Origin of the sequence: Bradyrhizobium australiense, from assembly GCF_013114825.1 — a bacterium.
Classification (GTDB): Bacteria; Pseudomonadota; Alphaproteobacteria; order Rhizobiales; family Xanthobacteraceae; genus Bradyrhizobium; species Bradyrhizobium australiense.
On the sequence record NZ_JAAVLX010000002.1, the window covers coordinates 37865 to 58383 of the forward strand.

Sequence of the window (20519 nt, forward strand, 5' to 3'; positions counted from 1 at the left end):
ACAATCAGGCAAACTTCTTTTGGACTTCTGCCGACACGTTCGCCGGCGCTTCAGCGTAGTGATCGAATTGCATCGTGAAGGTCGCGCGTCCCTGGCTCATCGAGCGCAGGTTATTCACATACCCGAACATGTTCATGAGCGGCACCATCGCGTTGATGACGTTGGCGTTGCCGCGCATGTCCTGGCCTTGGATCTGGCCGCGCCGAGAATTCAGGTCGCCGATGACCGAACCGGTATAGTCTTCCGGGGTCACCACTTCGACCTTCATGATCGGCTCGAGCAGAACAGACTTGCCCTTCTGCAGCGCTTCGCGGAACGCCGCGCGCGATGCGATTTCGAAGGCCAGCGCCGATGAGTCGACGTCGTGATACTTGCCGTCGACCAGCTGAACCTTGACGTCCACCACCGGGAAGCCGGCGACGACGCCCGAGCCCATCACGCTGTTGAGGCCCTTTTCGACGCCGGGGATGTATTCCTTCGGCACCGCGCCGCCGACGATCTTGGACTCGAACTCGTAACCCTTGCCGGGCTCGTTCGGCTCCACGATGATCGACACTTCGGCGAACTGACCGGTACCGCCGGTCTGCTTCTTGTGCGTGTACTTGACTTCAGCGCGCTTGGTGACCCGCTCGCGGAACGCCACCTGCGGCGCGCCGATGTTGGCGTCGACCTTGTAGGTGCGCTTGAGGATGTCGACCTTGATGTCGAGATGGAGTTCGCCCATGCCCTTGAGAATGGTCTGGCCGGACTCCTGATCGGTCGACACCCGGAAAGACGGATCTTCGGCGGCAAGCTTCGCAAGTGCTACGCCGAGCTTTTCCTGGTCGGCCTTCGACTTCGGCTCGATCGCGATTTCGATCACCGGCTCCGGGAATTCCATTTTTTCCAGAATCACCGGCTTGTCGGGATCGCACAGCGTGTCACCGGTGCGCGCTTCCTTCAGGCCAGCCAACGCGACGATGTCGCCTGCATAGGCTTCCTTGATGTCTTCACGGTTGTTCGCATGCATCAACAGCATGCGGCCGATGCGCTCTTTCTTCTCGCGGGTCGAGTTCACCACGCCGGTACCCGACTGCAGGATGCCCGAATAGATGCGGCAGAAAGTGATGGTGCCGACGAACGGGTCATCCATGATCTTGAATGCGAGCAGAGCCAGCGGCTCCTTGTCGTCGGCCTTGCGCACCACCTCGTTGCCGTCATCGTCGGTGCCCTTGATCGCGGGCACGTCGATCGGCGACGGCAGATAGTCGACGACGGCGTCGAGCAACGGCTGCACGCCCTTGTTCTTGAACGCCGAGCCGCACAGCACGGGATAGAACGCGCCGGTCAGCACGGCTTTACGGATCAGCCGCTTCAGCGTCGCCTCGTCCGGCTCCTTGCCGTCGAGGTAAGCGGCCATGGCGTCGTCATCGAGCTCGACGGCGGCCTCCACCATCTTCTCGCGGTATTCCTTCGCCTGCTCGACGAGATCGGCCGGGATATCGACATAGTCGAACTTGGCGCCGAGCGATTCATCGTTCCAGATGATGCCCTGCATCTTCACGAGATCGACAAGACCCTTGAAGTTGTTCTCGGCGCCGATCGGAAGCTGGATCGCGATCGGCTTGGCGCCGAGGCGGTCGACGATGTCGGCGAGACATTTGAAGAAGTCGGCGCCGGTCTTGTCCATCTTGTTGGCAAAGACAATGCGCGGAACCTTGTACTTGTCGCCCTGGCGCCAGACGGTTTCGGTCTGCGGCTCAACGCCCTGGTTGGAATCGAGCACGCATACGGCGCCGTCGAGCACGCGCAAGGAACGCTCGACTTCGATGGTGAAGTCGACGTGGCCGGGGGTGTCGATGATGTTCAGGCGCTTGCCGTTCCAGAACGCGGTGGTCGCAGCTGAGGTGATCGTGATGCCACGCTCCTGCTCCTGCTCCATCCAGTCCATCGTCGCGGCACCTTCGTGCACTTCGCCGATCTTGTGGCTCTTGCCGGTGTAATAGAGGATGCGTTCGGTGGTCGTGGTCTTGCCGGCGTCGATATGCGCCATGATACCGAAGTTACGGTAGTCCTCGATGGCATGTTGGCGGGGCATGGGCTGTTCCTTAAATCCGTTCTTCGCCGTTACCAGCGATAATGCGAGAAGGCGCGGTTGGCTTCCGCCATCCGGTGCACGTCTTCACGCTTCTTGACGGCGTTCCCCCGGTTGTTCGACGCATCGAGCAGCTCGGCCGAGAGCCGCTCCGTCATCGTCTTTTCGTTGCGCTCGCGCGCGGCCGTGATCAGCCAGCGAATGCCCAGTGCCTGACGGCGGACCGAACGCACTTCGACCGGCACCTGGTAGGTGGCGCCACCGACGCGGCGCGACCGCACTTCGATGGTCGGCATGACATTTTCCAGCGCCTGCTCGAATACGGTGAGCGGCCCCTGCTTGGTCTTGGCCTCGATCATGGCGAGCGCGCCATAGACGATGTTTTCGGCGGCGGACTTCTTGCCGTCGTACATGATCGAATTCATGAACTTCGTAATAATGATGTTCCCGAACTTCGGATCCGGGTTGACTTCACGCTTTTCGGCAGAATGGCGACGAGACATCTTGTCTGTTCCCGCTTATTTCGGACGCTTCGCGCCGTACTTCGAACGGCGCTGCTTACGGTTCTTGACGCCCTGGGTGTCGAGGACGCCGCGGAGGATGTGGTAGCGCACGCCGGGCAAGTCCTTGACGCGGCCGCCGCGGATCATCACCACCGAGTGTTCCTGAAGGTTATGGCCTTCACCCGGGATGTAGCCGATCACTTCAAAGCCGTTGGTCAGGCGCACCTTGGCGACCTTGCGAAGCGCCGAGTTCGGCTTCTTCGGCGTCGTGGTGTAGACGCGCGTGCAAACGCCGCGCTTCTGCGGCGACTGCTGCAGCGCCGGCACCTTCTTGCGCGACTTCTGTACCGTACGCGGATTTGCGATCAGCTGGTTGATCGTCGGCATGTCAGCCTTCACCCTTTAGTTCACGCGAAACCTTGAATGGCTTTCGCAAATTCTTCTCGGAACTAGCCGTTCCGTTCGGCCCGCCTCACGCGAAAAACATCCGCGCAAAGCGAAATCGCGCCAACCACCCATCGCTGAGCGGAAAGCGCTTCGACGCCACAGAGGACCGCGACTGAAGACCGATCAGCGTTCGCTGTCCGGCCTGCTTCCGAGGTCATGCATCCGAGTTCACTCTCAAGAGGACGTGCTCAAGAGAACTAAAATCGTCCTGGCATTGCCTAGCAATATGATCGACAGCGTTTGAGCGGCATTCGTCGAGGTTGGTGCCCGTCCAGTACCTTTAGGAATTGCCCATAAGGATTTGAAAGGGTGTTCCGTTCCGACGCTGGCGTTGCTCACCGCCTGTCGTTAAGTGGCCGTCTTCTATAAGCGGTGGATAGCTAAGTCAAGCAAAACGAGAACGCTGGAAATGCCTATGGCGTCTGCGGATTCAGCGTTTACCGCGAAATCGGGAAAGCCGAAACGCGATGCCCTGCCTTAGCTTGGGGCGCGTCGAGTCGCTTATTTTACCCGGATAAATACAACCAGAAACATAATTCCCGGGTTCCGGTTTTTCCCGGCTAAGCCTTTCTTTGCCTTTCCGGGCGCAAACTTGCGCAACAAGGCCGGGATTCTTCATGAAGTACACTGACATTGCGATCGTCGGCGGCGGCCTCGCCGGCTCGACCGCGGCCGCCATGCTCGGCCGCGCGGGAATTCCAACCGTCCTGATCGATCCGCATCAGGTCTATCCCTTCGACTTCCGCGTCGAAAAAATCAGCGGCGACGAGCAGCTCGGCCGTTTCTACCAGACCGGAATCGCCGATTCGGTGCTTCGCTCGGCCACCCACGACGGCGAAAACTGGATCGCGCGATTCGGCTACCTGCTCGACAAGAAGCCGAGCCGCCAATACGGCATCATGTATGACGCGCTGATCGGCGCGCTCCGCGCCGAAATCCCACCTCCCGCCGAACTCGTCTACGCCAAGGTGAACGACGTTTCGACCAGCGCCGAGCGGCCGAAGCTCACGCTGTCCAACGGCGAAATCGTCTCGGCGCGGCTCGTGGTCCTGGCCAATGGACTGAGCGTCGGGCTGCGCCGCAATCTCGGCATCGAGCGCCAGATCATCAGCACCAGCCACTCCATCTCGATCGGATTCGACATCGTCCCAGTGGGCCGCCCCGCCTTCGAATTTCCGGCCCTGACCTACTTTTCGGAACGGACAAGCGGCCGCGTCGCCTATGTGACGCTGTTCCCGGTCGGCAACCGGATGCGGACCAACCTGTTCGTCTACCGTGAGGTCGACGACCCCTGGCTGCGCGAGATGCGGCACCGGCCGGTCGAGACCATGAATGCCGCCCTGCCCAGGCTGCGCCGGATCACCGGCGAATACGCCATTGCCGGCGACGTCAAGATCCGGCCGGCCGATCTCTACGTCTCCACCGGCTATCGCCAGGCGGGCGTCGTTCTGGTCGGCGATGCCTTTGCGGCCACCTGCCCGGTTACCGGCACCGGGACAGACAAGGTGTTCACCGACGTCGCGCAACTCTGCAACGTCCACATTCCTGCCTGGCTTGCGACCGAAGGCATGGGCGTGGAGAAGATCGCGTCCTTCTATGATGATCCGATCAAGCAGGCTTGCGACGCCTGGTCGATGGCCAAGGCGATCAGCTTCCGCAAGGTCACGATCGAAAACGGGCTTTACTGGCGTGCGCAGCGCTGGGCCCGCTTCCTGGCGTGGTTTGGCGAAGGCGCTTTGCGGCGGATGCGCAAGCGCGCCAGCGCGGGATCAAGCCGCCCCGCTCATTCCTCGTCGTCATCCTCATCATCGTCGTCGTCTTCATTGTCGTCGTCGGCCTGAGAGTTTGTGTTGTGCGGCGTATGGCCCTGGTCGTCCCAGAGCTTGCGATAGACGCCGTTAGCCGCAAGCAACTGCGCATGCGGGCCGCGTTCGATCGCCTTGCCGCCTGAAATCACGATGATCTCGTCCATCTCGACCACTGATGTCAGGCGGTGGGTCGACCAGATCATGGTGCGCCCCTCCGCCACCTTCAGAAGCGTGCGGTTGATCGCGGCTTCCGTGGTCTGGTCGAGTGCCGAGGTCGCTTCGTCGAGCAGCAGCAGCGAGGGATTACGGATGATGGCGCGCGCGATCGCGATGCGCTGGCGCTGGCCACCCGACAACGTGTCGCCGCGCTCGCCGACCGGCGTGTCGTATTTCTGCGGCAGGCTCATGATGTAGCGGTGAATCTCCGCCTTGCGCGCGGCTTCCTCGACCTCCTTGTCGGTGGCGCCTTCTTTGCCAAGCCGGATGTTCTCCCGGATCGACATGTTGAATAACATGTTCTCCTGGAACACGATTGCCATGCCTCGGCGCAGCGATTCGCGAGTCACCCGGCGGATATCGACGCCGTCGATCGCCACCCGCCCTTCGTCCGGCGTATAGAGACGCAGGATCAGGTTGAGCAGCGTGCTCTTGCCCGAGCCGCTGGGGCCGACGATCGCAATGCGCTTGCCGACATTGAGCTTGAGGCTGAAATTATCGAGCACCGGCGTGTCGCTGCCTTCATACGCGAAGGTGACGCGGTCGAAGGTGATGTCGTTGGTGATCGGCGGCAAATCGGGCGCGCCCGGCCGGTCGGCGCCGCGGGTCGGCTCATCCAGCAGTTCCTGGATATGCCGCACCGCCGCCGCCGACTGGATCGACACCGGGATGAAGTGCATCAGATGGGCGATATTGTAGGATACCTCCCAGAACGCGCTCTCGAAGGTGACGAAAGTGCCGATGGTGATCTGGCCCTTGGTGGCGAGATAGGCGCCGATCGCCAGCACGACGAGGTGCAGCAGCAGCACCGAAATCGTGACCGTGCGCTCCACCATTGTAGAGAGGAAGACTGCCGACGCCGTCTTGATGCGCACTTCCTGGTTGCGCATGGTGAACCAGCCGAGCGTGCGGCGCTGCAGGCTGAACGCCTTGACCACAGCCTGCGCAGCCACGTTTTCCTGAACCGTGCCAAGCAGCGCCGATTCGTTGAGCTTCTGCTCGTAATTCGCCTGCACCGCCTTCGGTGTCAGGATCCGCGGCCCGATGAGCGTGATCGGAAACACCAGCAAGGCCACCGCCGCAAGCTGCCAGTTTAAAAACAGCATCAGAATGATGCCGGCGATCAGCTCCAGAAACGGCAGTGCGGCGCTGTTGGCGAACGTCTTGACCGAGCTTTCAAAGGCGGCGAGGTCGATCGAGAAGCGCGACAGGATCTCGCCGCGCTTGGTGCGGGCAAAATACGACGCCGGCAGGTTCTGGACGTGCTCGAACAGCCGCGTCCGCACATCGGCAATGACGCACGCCGCCAGCCGCGCATCCCAGCGCTCGTACCAGACCGCGATGATCGAGGTGATGATACCGGCGGCCGCGAGCACGCCGAGGATCTTGTAGAGCGCCTGAAAGTCCTCTTCGCCGAGCGCATCGTCGATCAGGAATTTCAGGCTGAGCGGCATGATGACGTTGAACAGCGTCTCGACGAGAACGCCGAATGTCACGAAGACGAGCAGCTTCCTGTAATTGCTCAGATACGGCTTGACGAAGCCGTAGATGGTCGCCAGCGCGCCGGCGGCTTCCTTGGCGGTGAAAACGACCAGGTCCTCGTCATCATCATCGTCGCCGAGCTCGAGCTCGTCCGCTTCGTCGTCCTTGCCGTCGTCAGGCTGGATGCCGGCCGCCCTGCTACCGGAAACGGGCACGGCGGCAGCTCCGGCCGCGAGCTTCTTCGCGAGTTCAGGATCGTCCGCCCGCGCGGGATTCTGATCATCCGAGGAAGGAGGCTTGGGCGCCATGAAACCAACCGATGCTGCACGGCCGGCATGACCGCAAATCGAACGCGGCAGCGGCGAGCGCTACCGCAACGATTCTATGCGATCGGGATCAATTCGGCAAACATTTGGCGTGACCGGCTCCGCTTCAGCGGAGTGCGGTCACGCTCAATACAGCCAGTCGGTGCTCAATCGTCCGATTCGACCTTGTCGAAAAACGAATAGCGCAGGCTGTCGGCGTCGGCATACCACTTGCCTGGCCCCTTGTTGGCAGCCAGCGTCGCGGCCCATACCGCATCGGTGCAGTCGCGGCGGTGCATCGCGAGGTCGAATCCGTTGCCAAAGAACAATTCAGACCATTCCCACCAGGTGCCGAGCTTCTTCACGCCGCGCAACAGATCGTAACGGTCAATCAGTGCGGGTGCCATGTCCGAGGTCACCGACCCGAATACCAGGCCGGTCTTCACGACGCGGTTCAGCTCCCGCACCGCCCGCGGCACCTGTTTTTCGGCGACATGACACAGGCTGGTCTCGAACACGAAATCGAACTCGTCACCCTTGAACGGCATGTCGACGATCGTGCCGAGCTTGTTGAACTGCTTCAGCGCCTTCGGTGTCTTGGCGTGGATAGCCCGATTGTTTTCGATACCCCAGGCATCAATGCCGCGCTCGCGCAACGCGCCGACCAGTTCGCCGCTGGCGGAGCCGGCGACCAGGAGCTTGTAACCCTTGGCCCTGTTCCAGACGATCTTGATCAGTTCCGTCAGATAGGCCGGATCGGTAAACTGGCCCCAGACTTCGCTGTAGGGGCCCAACCCCCGATAATTATCGAAATAGCTGCGGTCGATTTTGTCGGACGACACCTCGCCCCGTTGCGCGCGGGCGCGCCGCAGCCGCATCATCTCGGTCAGGATGATGTCGGTGGCAGCATCGGAGGAGTCGAGCAACCCGTTCAGCGTTGAATCGAACAGGTAGTCGCCGACCACCACGATTCCCGGATGCAGCTTCGGCTCCGGGCGATGGTTGGTCATGACGTCACGCACCGGCAAGCCGCCCGGCAGCGCGTTCACCGACGACAGCCAGCGGTGAATCTTGCCTTCCAGGAAATAATCGCGGGCATTGCCGAGAGACGGCGGCAACGATTTGAGCGCGGCGTCAATCAGTTCCTGGTCGCTGAGATTGGCAAATGCCAGCGCGTCCGAGCCGGCGATCAGCCAGTTCAGCACCCCGTGCTTGCCGACGTCGTGGCGGGCTCCCTCGTTGTAGACACAGCAGCCGCCGAACGTTTCCGACATGAACCACGCGCCGGGGATCTTCTCGCCCCAGAACGGTTCGTCGAACAGGATCGAGACCCGCAAGTAATGCGCCGGCCGGTCGAAATAAGCGACATGCTTGACCATCGACTTGCGCAATTCCTCGCCATCCCAGCCCATGGTGGCGAGCCAGGAATGCGGCAGGCACATCAGCACGAGATCGAAATCCCGTGTCTCCGGCCCCTTCCCGTTCATCATGTTGAGCTGATAGCGGCCGGAAGCGGTTTTTCCGACCTTCAGCACGCGGTGGTTGAGCTGGATGTCGGCATCGACTTCCGAGCGCAGGCATTCGATCAACTGCTCGTTGCCGTTCTGGATCGAGTACAGGCCGATATAGCCGTCCACATCCATCACGAAGTTCTTCAGGGCATTGAGCCCATTGGTGTTGTGGGCTTCGGTCGCAATGTCCGAGCGCGCCATCACCTTGAAGAAGCGCTTGGCGGTGGGATCGTCGACCTCCTTGTCGAGCACTTCCTCGCAGGTCATGTAGGCCCAGGGGTGCTCATTGTCGTGGGCACCGACGCCCTCATAATATTCGATCGGCGATACCATGTCGGCGCAGCGCTTGCGGAACGCCTCGATCGCAGCTGCAGTCTTCTCGCCATACTTGCGGCGCATGCCCGGTACATCGTTTAGCAGCTCGCCATCGAGATGCACCTGCTCGGCGTCCATCGGTATCGTCTGCAGGCCGAAATGCTGGATCAGTTCCCGCAAGGGATCCGGGCCGGTCATCGAATAATCGTAGATTTCGGCGACGCCTGCCTCATACATCGCCGGCGCGGAATCGAATTTGCGCGAGACGATCTTGCCCCCGACACGGTCGGACGCCTCGTAAATCGTGACGCGGCAGAGATCGCCGAGCTTTTTCTTCAAGTACCAGGCGCTCATCAGTCCGCCTGGGCCGCCGCCTACGATTGCAAGATCCAACATGTCTTTTCCGTCGCCCTCCGGCTCCCCCTGCCTCTAGGAAATCAGCCGGTCTAAACCGCATTAGCAAAAGCGCTTTTCACCCTGAAGGGAAGATGAACAAAGCAGGTCCTCGCAACGCAGCAATGAAAGAAAGCAGCAAAAAGGCCGGCTTGCGCCGACCATTTGTCTTCGCACCGTATTCTTGCGGAGGTCTCATTGTGCCGGCGGTCCCACCTCCGGAGCTGCACGGCGAGGTTGTCTATCCGCCACGGAACGCCTTGCCGGCGAGCAGACTGACAAGCTCCTGCTGGCGTGACAGCCCGGTCTTCGACAGCACGGCCTTAAGTTGGCTGCGCACCGTCTCTCGATTGACGCCGGTCGCATCCGCAAGCGCATCGATGGTTACAGCCTGACCGACGCCCCGCGCCACGCGCGCCTCCGCCGGCGTCAGGTCGAACAGGCCTTGCAGAACTTCCGCGGTCGGCACCGCCGCGCGATCGACCGGCGTCACCACCAATAGCGCGGTAGCCTGCGTGAAGACATCGCGCGCGGAACCGCGCACGGGAATGACATGCAGCACCATCGGCACGTGACCTGCCGTTGCGGCCACCGGCATGGATTTGACGGTCCGGCCGCCGGCAAGCGGCAGCGTGGCGAGCGCTTCCGCGAGCAGCGCGTCCGCCGCCACGTCCGTTACCGTCACGCGCTGGGCGCGATCCTGAAACAGCGAAGGCACCAGCGCATCGAACAGGCTGTTGACCGCGAACACCCCGCCGGACCCGCGCAGCACTGCTCCCGGCAGCCCCAGCGCCTGCAATGCATCAACCTGCGCACGGGCGCGCTCGAAACCGATGCGGTTTGCGGCAAGGGAGGCCCGGGCCAGATGCGGCCGCAGCCCATCCAGCAGATCGACGACCTCGCGCGGCACCGGGCCGTGATCCTGATGCCGCGGCATCACGATCGCGATTGAATCGCCGCTCGGCATCGGAATGATCGTCCCGGCGCGGTAGCCAATGCCGTGTTGGCGGTAAAAGTTGCAATAGACGTCGTTGGTCGCAATCTCCTCTTCCGAGAGGAGGTCATAGTCGGTGACGAAGCCTGCATGATTAAGCGCAATGGCGCGCGGCAGATTTGGATCGCGTTCGCTCCATCCGTCTCTCAGGAAAACGGGCATGAGCTGATCATATTCGACAGAATTGACCGCGCTCGTGTACCCGTCGCGCACGCCGAACAGAAAGCCACCGTTGCCGCCGATCGCGGCACCGAGTTCGCCGAGCACAGCCGGCCACAGGGAAGGAATGAGCCCCGCCTCGTAGATGCGGTCGATCAGGGAATCAAAATGAGCCGACTCGCTCATGGGGATTTGCAAACATTACCGTGATGGCGGGGGGCCATTTCCTGACTTGATAGCAGCGGTCACCCGTCCGGGTGAAGCACATATCCTCGTTCGCAAAAAGAAAAGCCGGCTTCGCAGCCGGCTTTCCTGTTGATCGGAGTGGAACCCTTATTCCGCCGGCGGCAGCGCCAGCGGTTCCGCTTCCGGAGCGGTCGGCACGATGGCCGCCTGCTTCTCGCGTTCGTCCAGGATCAGCTTGTCGCGCTTGACCGCGACTTCGCGGATCTTGGCCATCGAGGCGCCGGTGCCCGCCGGGATCAGCCGGCCGACAATGACGTTCTCCTTGAGGCCTTCCAGCGGGTCCACCTTGCCGTTGACGGCGGCTTCGGTGAGCACGCGGGTGGTCTCCTGGAACGAGGCCGCCGAGAAGAACGAGCGGGTCTGCAGGCTCGCCTTGGTGATGCCGAGCAGAACCGGCGTTCCCGTGGCGGGCTTCTTGCCCTCTTCCTTTGCCTTCAGGTTGAGCGCATCGAACTCAATCTTGTCGACCTGCTCGCCCGAGATCATGTCGGTATCACCCTGGTCGGTGATCTCGACCTTCTGCAGCATCTGACGGACAATCACCTCGATGTGCTTGTCGTTGATGAGCACGCCCTGCAGCCGGTAGACCTCCTGGATTTCGTTGACCAGATAGGCAGCGAGTTCCTCGATGCCCTTGATCGCCAGGATGTCGTGCGGCGCCGGATTGCCTTCGACGATGAAATCGCCCTTTTCGACGATGTCGCCGTCCTGCAGATGGATGTGCTTGCCCTTCGGGATCAGGTACTCCCTGGTCTCCTCGGTCTTGTCCATCGGCTCGATCGAGATGCGGCGCTTGTTCTTGTAGTCGCGGCCGAAGCGGATGGTGCCCGCGATTTCCGCGATGATCGCCGCGTCCTTTGGCTTGCGGGCCTCGAACAGTTCGGCCACCCGCGGCAGACCGCCGGTGATGTCGCGGGTCTTGGCGCTTTCCGTCGAGATACGCGCCAGGATGTCACCGGCCTTGACCTTCGCACCGACGTCGACCGACAGAATGCCGTCGACCGACAGCATGTAACGGGCATCGCCGCCACGCGCGAGCTTGAGCACCTTGCCGTCCTTGCCCTTCACGACGATGGCCGGACGCAGATCGGCCCCACCCCGCGACGCACGCCAGTCGATGACGACGCGCTTGGCGATACCGGTGGATTCGTCGAGCGTTTCCGAGATCGACTGCCCTTCCACCAGGTCCTCGAACCCGATGGTGCCTTCGACTTCGGTGAGCACCGGCCGGCTGTACGGATCCCATTCCGCGATACGCTGGCCGCGCTTGACCGTGTCGCCCTCGTCGACGTGCATGCGCGCGCCGTACTGAATGCGGTGGGTCGCACGCTCGGTACCGTCGGCATCGACGATGGCAACGACCATGTTGCGGACCATCGCGACCAAGTGACCTTCGCTGTTGCGGGCGATGGACTTGTTCTTGATGGTGACCTTGCCCTCGAAGTTCGACTCGACGAACGACTGCTCGTTGATCTGCGCCGCGCCGCCGATGTGGAACGTGCGCATCGTCAGCTGCGTTCCCGGCTCACCGATCGATTGGGCGGCGATGACGCCGACCGCTTCACCATGATTGACCGGCGTGCCGCGGGCCAGATCGCGGCCGTAGCACTTGCCGCAGATGCCGTTGACCAGTTCGCAGGTCAGCGCCGAACGGATCTTCACCTCCTGGATGCCGGCCTGCTGGATGGCGTCGACATGCGTCTCCTCCATCAGGGTGCCGCGCTTGACCACGACCTTGTTGGTCGCGGGATCGCGCAGATCCTCGCCCGCGGTGCGGCCGAGAATACGCGAGGCCAGCGAAGCGACCACCGTACCGGCATCGACGATGGCGCGCATCTTGATGCCGAGCTTGGTACCGCAATCGTCCTGCGTGATGATGCAGTCCTGCGCCACGTCGACCAGACGGCGGGTCAGGTAACCGGAGTTCGCAGTCTTCAACGCGGTGTCCGCGAGACCCTTGCGGGCGCCGTGGGTCGAGTTGAAGTATTCGAGCACCGACAGGCCTTCCTTGAAGTTGGAAATGATCGGCGTCTCGATGATCTCACCCGAAGGCTTCGCCATCAGGCCGCGCATACCGGCGAGCTGGCGCATCTGGGCCGGCGAACCGCGCGCGCCCGAATGCGCCATCATGTAGATCGAATTGATGTCGGCGTCGGCGCCCTTCGGCGTCTTCTTGGTCGAGGAGATTTCCTTCATCATCTCCTTGGCGATTTCTTCGGTCGCCTTCGACCAGGCGTCGACCACCTTGTTGTACTTCTCGCCATGCGTGATCAGGCCGTCATTGTACTGCTGCTCGAAATCCTTCGCCAGCGTACGGGTGGTATCGACGATCTTCCACTTTGAGTGCGGCACGACCATGTCGTCCTTGCCGAACGAGATGCCGGCCTTGAACGCGTTGTAGAAGCCGAGCGCCATGATACGGTCGCAGAAGATCACCGTCTCCTTCTGGCCGCAGTGACGGTAGACCTGATCGATCACGCCGGAGATTTCGCGCTTCGTCATCAGCTTGTTGATGATGTCGTACGAAATCTTCGGGTTCTTCGGCAGCACATTACCGAGCATGACGCGGCCCGCGGTGGTTTCGATCCAGCGCTTGGCCGGCTTGCCGTTCTCGTCGATGCCCTCCCACCGGTACTTGATCTTGGTGTGGAGGTGGATGACTTTCGAATGCAGGGCGTGCTCGAGCTCGGCCATGTCGCCGAAGATCTTGCCCTCGCCGGGCAGGCCTTCACGCATGATCGAGAGATAATAGAGGCCGAGCACGATGTCCTGCGACGGCACAATGATCGGCTGACCGTTCGCCGGATGCAGGATGTTGTTGGTCGACATCATCAGGACGCGCGCTTCGAGCTGCGCTTCCAGCGACAGTGGAACGTGCACGGCCATCTGGTCGCCGTCGAAGTCGGCGTTGAACGCGGCGCAAACCAGCGGATGGAGCTGGATCGCCTTGCCTTCGATCAGCACCGGCTCGAACGCCTGAATACCGAGGCGATGCAGCGTCGGGGCGCGGTTCAAGAGCACCGGATGCTCGCGGATCACTTCGTCCAGGATATCCCAGACCTCGGGACGCTCCTTCTCAACGAGCTTCTTCGCCTGCTTAACGGTGGTGGACAGGCCCTTGGCGTCGAGCCGCGAATAGATGAACGGCTTGAACAGTTCGAGCGCCATCTTCTTCGGCAGACCGCACTGGTGCAGGCGCAGCTCGGGACCGACCACGATCACGGACCGGCCCGAATAGTCGACGCGCTTGCCGAGCAGATTCTGCCGGAAGCGGCCCTGCTTGCCCTTGAGCATGTCGGCCAGCGACTTCAGCGGGCGCTTGTTCGCACCGGTGATAACGCGACCGCGGCGGCCGTTGTCGAACAATGCGTCGACGGCCTCCTGCAGCATGCGCTTTTCGTTGCGGATGATGATGTCGGGCGCGCGCAGCTCCATCAGCCGCTTCAAGCGGTTGTTGCGGTTGATGACGCGGCGGTAGAGGTCGTTGAGGTCCGAGGTCGCAAAGCGGCCGCCGTCGAGCGGCACCAGCGGACGCAGGTCCGGCGGGATCACCGGCACCACGGTGAGGATCATCCATTCCGGCTTGTTGCCGGAATAGCGGAAGGCCTCGACGATTTTCAGCCGCTTGGCGAGCTTCTTGTGCTTGATGTCGGATTCGGTCTCCTGCATCTCCGCGCGCAAGGACTGCTCTAGTTTTTCGAGCTCAAGACCCTTCAACAGCTCGCGGATTGCTTCCGCACCAATCATGGCGGTGAACGAATCCTGGCCGTATTCGTCCTGCGCCTTCAGATACTCGTCTTCCGACAAGAGCTGACGGTCCTTGAGCGCGGTGAGACCCGGCTCCAGCACGACGTAGTATTCGAAGTACAGGATCCGCTCGAGATCCTTCAGCGTCATGTCGAGCAGAAGGCCGATGCGGGATGGCAGCGACTTCAAAAACCAGATGTGGGCGACGGGCGCAGCCAGCTCGATGTGGCCCATGCGCTCGCGCCGGACGCGCGACAGCGTCACTTCGACCGAGCACTTTTCGCAGATGATGCCCTTGTACTTCATCCGCTTGTACTTGCCGCACAAGCACTCGTAGTCCTTGATCGGCCCGAAGATGCGGGCGCAGAACAGGCCGTCGCGCTCCGGCTTGAAGGTCCGGTAGTTGATGGTCTCCGGCTTTTTGATCTCGCCGTAGGACCAGGACAGAATCTTCTCCGGGGACGCAATCGAGATCCGGATCTGGTCGAAGACCTGGGCCGGGGTCGTCGGATTGAAGAGATTCATAATTTCTTGGTTCATCGTCTTCTCCTCGCGTGCCGGTCGTCACCGGCAGCAAATTCGAAATTCTTCTTGGCCCGCACCCCGCTCAACGTCCGAGTGGAGCGCGAATGTCCGGCCCATCTGCGAAGTCATCTTCGCGCATGGGCCGGACATGGAATCTTCAGCGTTACTCGGCCGCCTCGGATGTCGGTGCCGGTCCCATCTTGGAATTGTGCAGGTCGACGTTGAGGCCGAGCGAGCGCATTTCCTTGACCAGCACGTTGAACGATTCCGGAATACCCGCCTCGAACGTGTCGTCACCGCGCACGATCGCCTCGTACACCTTGGTACGGCCGGCGACGTCGTCCGACTTCACGGTCAGCATTTCCTGCAGCGTGTAGGCCGCACCATAGGCTTCCAGCGCCCACACCTCCATTTCACCGAAACGTTGGCCGCCGAACTGCGCCTTGCCGCCCAGCGGCTGCTGGGTGACGAGCGAGTACGGACCGATCGAACGCGCGTGGATCTTGTCGTCGACCAGATGGTGCAGCTTGAGCATGTAGATGTAGCCCACCGTGACCTTTCGATCGAAAGCATCGCCGGTGCGGCCGTCATACACGGTCGACTGGCCGGAGGCGTCGAAGCCCGCGAGCTTCAGCATCTCCTCGATGTCGGCTTCCTTGGCACCGTCGAACACCGGCGTTGCGATCGGCACGCCGTGGCTCAGATTTCGGCCCAACTCCATCAGCTCGTTGTCGTTCAGCGTCTTGATAGTTTCATCGTCGCCATAGATCTTCTTCAGGGTCTCGCGCAGCGGCTTGAGGTCCTGCTTCTGATAATAGCTGTCGATGGTCTGGCCGATGCGCTTGCCGAGGCCGGCGCAGGCCCAGCCGAGATGCGTCTCCAGAATCTGGCCGACGTTCATGCGCGAGGGCACGCCGAGCGGATTGAGCACGATATCCGCATGCGTGCCGTCCTCGAGGAACGGCATGTCCTCGATCGGCACGATCTTGGACACCACGCCCTTGTTGCCGTGGCGGCCGGCCATCTTGTCGCCGGGCTGGATCTTGCGCTTCACCGCGACGAAGACCTTGACCATCTTCATCACGCCGGGCGGCAGTTCGTCGCCACGCTGCAGCTTCTCGACCTTGTCGAGAAAGCGCTGTTCAAGGCCCTTCTTCGATTCGTCGTATTGCTTCCGCATCGCCTCGATTTCGGCCATCAGCTTGTCGTTGGGTGATGCAAACATCCACCACTGCGACTTCGGGTACTCCTCGAGCACGGCGCGCGTGATCTTGGTGTCCTTCTTGAAGCCCTTCGGACCCGCGATGCCCTGGCGGTTTTCCAGGAGCTCGGCGAGGCGGCCGTAGACGTTACGGTCGAGAATCGCCTGTTCGTCGTCGCGGTCCTTCGCCAGACGCTCGATCTCTTCCCGCTCGATCGCCAGCGCACGCTCGTCCTTGTCGACGCCGTGGCGATTGAACACGCGCACTTCCACGATCGTGCCCTGCACGCCGGGCGGCACGCGCAGCGAGGTATCGCGGACGTCGGAAGCCTTCTCGCCGAAGATGGCGCGCAAGAGCTTCTCTTCCGGCGTCATCGGGCTTTCGCCCTTCGGCGTGATCTTGCCGACCAGGATGTCGCCGGCACGGACTTCGGCGCCGATATAAACGATGCCGGCTTCGTCGAGGTTCTTCAGCGCTTCTTCCGAAACGTTCGGAATGTCGCGGGTGATTTCCTCAGGTCCCAGCTTGGTGTCGCGGGCCATCACCTCGAATTCCTCGATGTGGATCGAGGTGAAGACGTCGTCCTTCACGATCCGCTCGGAGAGCAGGATCGAATCTTCGAAGTTGTAGCCGTTCCACGGCATGAACGCGACCAGCACGTTGCGGCCGAGCGCGAGCTCGCCGAGATCGGTCGACGGACCGTCGGCAATGATGTCGCCCTTCTTGACGATATCGCCGACCTTCACCAGCGGACGCTGGTTGATACAGGTCGACTGGTTGGAGCGCTGGTATTTCATCAGCCGGTAGATATCGACGCCCGACTTGGTCGGATCGAGATCTTCGGTGGCGCGGATCACGACGCGGGTGGCGTCGATCTGGTCGATCACGCCGGAACGGCGGGCGGCGATCGCAGCACCGGAGTCTCGGGCCACCACGCCTTCCATGCCGGTGCCGACGAACGGCGCCTCGGCGCGAACCAGCGGCACCGCCTGGCGCTGCATGTTCGAGCCCATCAGCGCGCGGTTGGCGTCGTCATTCTCGAGGAACGGGATCAGCGCCGCGGCGACCGAAACGAGCTGCTTCGGCGACACGTCCATGTAGTCGACCTTGTCCGGCGTGATCGGCAGCACTTCACCGGCGTGACGGCACACGATCAGGTCTTCGGTGAAGCGACCCTTGGCGTCGAGCGGCACGTTGGCCTGCGCCACCCGGTAACGGCCCTCCTCCATCGCCGAGAGATACACGACCTCGTCGGTGACGCGGCCGTCCTTCACCTTGCGATAGGGCGTTTCAACGAAGCCGTACTTGTTGACGCGCGCGAACGTCGCCAGCGAGTTGATCAGGCCGATGTTCGGACCTTCCGGCGTCTCGATCGGGCAGATGCGGCCGTAATGGGTCGGATGCACGTCGCGCACCTCAAAGCCGGCGCGCTCGCGGGTCAGACCGCCCGGTCCAAGCGCCGATAGACGGCGCTTGTGGGTGATCTCCGACAGCGGGTTGGTCTGGTCCATGAACTGCGAGAGCTGGGAGGAGCCGAAGAACTCACGCACCGCGGCAGCGGCCGGCTTGGCGTTGATCAAATCCTGCGGCATCACGGTGTCGATATCGACACTGGACATGCGCTCCTTGATCGCACGCTCCATACGAAGGAGGCCGATGCGGTATTGATTCTCCATGAGTTCGCCGACCGAACGCACGCGGCGGTTGCCGAGATGGTCGATGTCGTCGATCTCGCCCTTGCCGTCGCGCAGGTCGACCAGCGTCTTGATGACGGCCAGAATGTCTTCCTTGCGCAGCGTGCGATGGGTATCGGGCGCGTCGAGTTCGAGGCGCATGTTCATCTTGACGCGGCCGACCGCGGACAGGTCGTAACGCTCGGCGTCGAAGAACAGCGATTGGAACATGGTTTGCGCCGAATCGATCGTCGGCGGCTCGCCCGGACGCATCACGCGGTAGATGTCGAACAGCGCGTCTTCACGCGTCATGTTCTTGTCGGCATGCAGCGTGTTGCGGATGTAGGCGCCGACATTGACGTGGTCGATGTCGAGCAGCGGCAACTCCTTGTAGCCCTGCTCGTTGAGCGCCTTCAGCGACTTCTCGGTGAGCTCCTCGCCGGCTTCGGCGTAGATCTCGCCGGTCTTCGGATTGACGAGATCCTCGGCGAGATAGTTGCCGATCAGCTCTTCGTCGGACAGGCGCAGGGCTTTCAGGCCCTTTTCCTGCAACTGGCGCGCGGCGCGCACGGTCAGCTTCTTGCCGGCCTCGAGCACCACCTTGCCGGTGTCGGCGTCGATCAGGTCGTTGATGGTCGAGTAGCCGCGGAAACGGGCGGCGTCGAACGGCACGCGCCAGCCGTCCTTGGCGCGCTTGAAATTGATCTTCTTGTAGAAGGTGGACAGGATCGTCTCGCCGTCGAGACCGAGCGCGTACATCAGCGAGGTCACGGGAATCTTGCGGCGGCGGTCGATGCGCGCGAATACGATGTCCTTGGCGTCGAACTCGATGTCGAGCCAGGAACCGCGATACGGAATCACGCGCGCGGCAAACAAAAGCTTGCCGGACGAATGGGTCTTGCCCTTGTCGTGATCGAAGAACACGCCGGGCGACCGGTGCATCTGGGAGACGATGACGCGCTCGGTGCCGTTGACGACGAAGGTGCCGTTCATGGTCATGAGCGGGATGTCGCCCATGTAGACGTCCTGCTCCTTGATATCCTTGACCGACTTGGCGCCGGTTTCCTCGTCAATATCGAACACGATCAGGCGCAGCGTCACCTTCAGCGGCGCAGCATAGGTCATGCCGCGCTGGCGGCACTCGTCGACGTCGTATTTCGGCGGCTCGAATTCGTAGCGAACGAATTCCAGCATCGAGGTGCCGGAGAAGTCCGAGATCGGGAACACCGAGCGGAACACCGCCTGCAGGCCCTCGTCCAGTCGTCCGCCGGGGGGTTCGTCGACCATCAGGAACTGGTCGTAGGACGCCTTCTGAACCTCGATGAGGTTCGGCATCTCGGCGACTTCCTTGATGTGTCCGAAGAACTTGCGGACCCGTTTGCGACCGGTGAATGTCTGCTGCGCCATCGTGGCCTCTCATTTTCGTCGCCTTAGTGGGCGAACCTTCCGAAGCGCGACTGCCATCGCCCCCGGGTTGAATTATCGAATCGCTCAAAAGGTACAAAGCCCACTTTCAGGAATTAAATCCTGAACCCGCACTTTAGACCTTCAAAACGCAAAACGACGCGCGGGGCGCATGACTGCACCCGCCCGTCACAACTGGTGGCTTCACGGACTGAAAAAGCCCGAAATCTGACTGTCTCCCAACGGCTTACGCCGGGAACCCTGCCGTCCCGCCGCCTACCGCCTTTTCCTGCTGCCGCCCTGATATGGGGCGGAAACGTGGGGATTCGAGGGGCTAACCCCGCGAATCCCCACACTTTTCTGTGTACGCCGTGCTCCGGGTTACCCCATCGCGCCAGTTTTTGCACTGAATTCTACCGCCTCCGTCACAGCCGGGATTTTCCCCGGCCATCCACGTCCTTGGCAGATCCCCGGATCGCGCTCGGCTGACGCCTCGCTTGTCCGCGGATTTCGCCGAAGCAACTTGCGTTACTTCAGCTCAACCTTCGCGCCAGCCTTTTCGAGCTGGGCCTTGAGCTTGTCGGCCTCTTCCTTGTTCACGCCTTCCTTGACCGGCTTGGGCGCGCCCTCGACGAGGTCCTTGGCTTCCTTGAGGCCCAGGCCGGTGATGGCGCGGACTTCCTTGATGACTTCGATCTTCTTTTCGCCGGCGGAAGCGAGAACGACGGTGAAGTCGGTCTTTTCTTCAGCCGGAGCAGCGGCGGCGCCGCCACCCGCGGGACCGGCCACCGCCACGGCGGCAGCGGCGGAAACGCCCCACTTTTCTTCGAGGAGCTTCGCGAGCTCGGCAGCTTCGAGCACCGTGAGGCTCGAGAGGTCGTCGACGATTTTCTGTAGGTCAGCCATTGATCAGTTCCTTAAAGGTTTGGTTCGAACCAGATTTGATTTGCGAAGGGTCAGGCCGCTTCGCTCTTTGAGGCATAGGCCTGAACGACGCGCGCGAGCTTGGCCGCGGGCGCAGTGGAGAGCTGAGCAATCTTGGTTGCCGGCGCCACCAGGAGGCCGACAAGCTTACCGCGCAGTTCATCCAGCGACGGCAGCGAGGCAAGCGCCTTCACGCCGTTCACATCCAGGACGGTTTTACCCATCGAGCCGCCGAGAATGACGAACTGCTCGTTCGTCTTGGCGAACTCCATGGCAACCTTCGGCGCCGCTACCGGATCGTTTGAAGTCGCGATCACGGTCGGCCCCTTCAGCAGGGAACCGATGGCAACGACATCCGTGCCTTCAAGAGCAATTTTGGCGAGACGGTTCTTCGAGACCTTCACTGACGCGCCCGCCTGCTTCATCTGCGTGCGCAGCTTCTGCATCTGGGCCACGGTGAGGCCGGAATAGTGGGCGACGACTGCGACGCTCGTGGTCTTGAAGACCTCGTTCAGCGCCTCAACCGCGTCCTTTTTTGCCGCTCTTTCCACAGCAAGCTCTCTCCGGTTGGCGGCCTTCGCTAGGAGCGAG

At 61.9% G+C, this 20519-nt stretch carries 11 protein-coding genes; 1 reads left to right on the plus strand and 10 read right to left on the minus strand.

What is annotated here, in order from left to right; genetic code table 11:
• Positions 1–4: 4 nt before the first annotated feature.
• From fusA to rpsL, 3 genes are read right to left on the minus strand one after another with little or no spacing between them, the layout of a single operon-like run.
• Entirely contained in the window at positions 5–2077 is a 2073-nt protein-coding gene (fusA, locus tag HCN58_RS03775) for an elongation factor G (protein ID WP_171578054.1), read from the minus strand.
• Positions 2078–2106: 29 nt separating this feature from the next.
• Complete coding sequence (rpsG, locus tag HCN58_RS03780; RefSeq protein ID WP_028349061.1) at positions 2107–2577, minus strand: 30S ribosomal protein S7; 471 nt, start codon at positions 2575–2577, stop codon at positions 2107–2109.
• Between the two features lie 15 nt (positions 2578–2592).
• Complete coding sequence (gene rpsL, locus HCN58_RS03785) at positions 2593–2964, minus strand: 30S ribosomal protein S12 (RefSeq protein ID WP_027536823.1); 372 nt, start codon at positions 2962–2964, stop codon at positions 2593–2595.
• Between the two features lie 677 nt (positions 2965–3641).
• Between rpsL and HCN58_RS03790 the strand changes: the two genes are divergently transcribed.
• Entirely contained in the window at positions 3642–4865 is a 1224-nt protein-coding gene (locus HCN58_RS03790; protein ID WP_171578055.1) for an FAD-dependent oxidoreductase, read from the plus strand.
• Here the strand turns inward: HCN58_RS03790 and HCN58_RS03795 are convergent.
• From HCN58_RS03795 to rplJ, 7 genes are all read right to left on the minus strand, one after another.
• Positions 4808–6838: an ABC transporter ATP-binding protein gene (locus tag HCN58_RS03795; RefSeq protein ID WP_171578056.1), complete on the minus strand. Its 2031-nt coding sequence runs from the start codon at positions 6836–6838 to the stop codon at positions 4808–4810. The two genes, HCN58_RS03790 and HCN58_RS03795, sit on opposite strands and share 58 nt — an antisense overlap.
• A 164-nt stretch (positions 6839–7002) precedes the next feature.
• A complete protein-coding gene (locus HCN58_RS03800) occupies positions 7003–9057 on the minus strand; it encodes an FAD-dependent oxidoreductase (protein WP_171578057.1) in 2055 nt (684 codons plus the stop codon).
• Positions 9058–9295: 238 nt separating this feature from the next.
• Entirely contained in the window at positions 9296–10393 is a 1098-nt protein-coding gene (locus HCN58_RS03805) for a helix-turn-helix transcriptional regulator (RefSeq protein ID WP_171578058.1), read from the minus strand.
• Positions 10394–10540: 147 nt separating this feature from the next.
• A complete protein-coding gene (gene rpoC / locus HCN58_RS03810; RefSeq protein ID WP_171578059.1) occupies positions 10541–14740 on the minus strand; it encodes a DNA-directed RNA polymerase subunit beta' in 4200 nt (1399 codons plus the stop codon).
• 148 nt (positions 14741–14888) lie between these two features.
• Complete coding sequence (gene rpoB / locus HCN58_RS03815; RefSeq protein WP_171578060.1) at positions 14889–19007, minus strand: DNA-directed RNA polymerase subunit beta; 4119 nt, start codon at positions 19005–19007, stop codon at positions 14889–14891.
• Between the two features lie 525 nt (positions 19008–19532).
• Positions 19533–19910, minus strand: coding sequence for a 50S ribosomal protein L7/L12 (rplL, locus tag HCN58_RS03820; RefSeq protein WP_065748157.1), 378 nt, complete (start codon positions 19908–19910; stop codon positions 19533–19535).
• Positions 19911–19960: 50 nt separating this feature from the next.
• Positions 19961–20479, minus strand: a complete 519-nt coding sequence (gene rplJ / locus HCN58_RS03825; RefSeq protein ID WP_057843567.1) for a 50S ribosomal protein L10 — start codon at positions 20477–20479, stop codon at positions 19961–19963.
• Between the last annotated feature and the right edge of the window lie 40 nt (positions 20480–20519).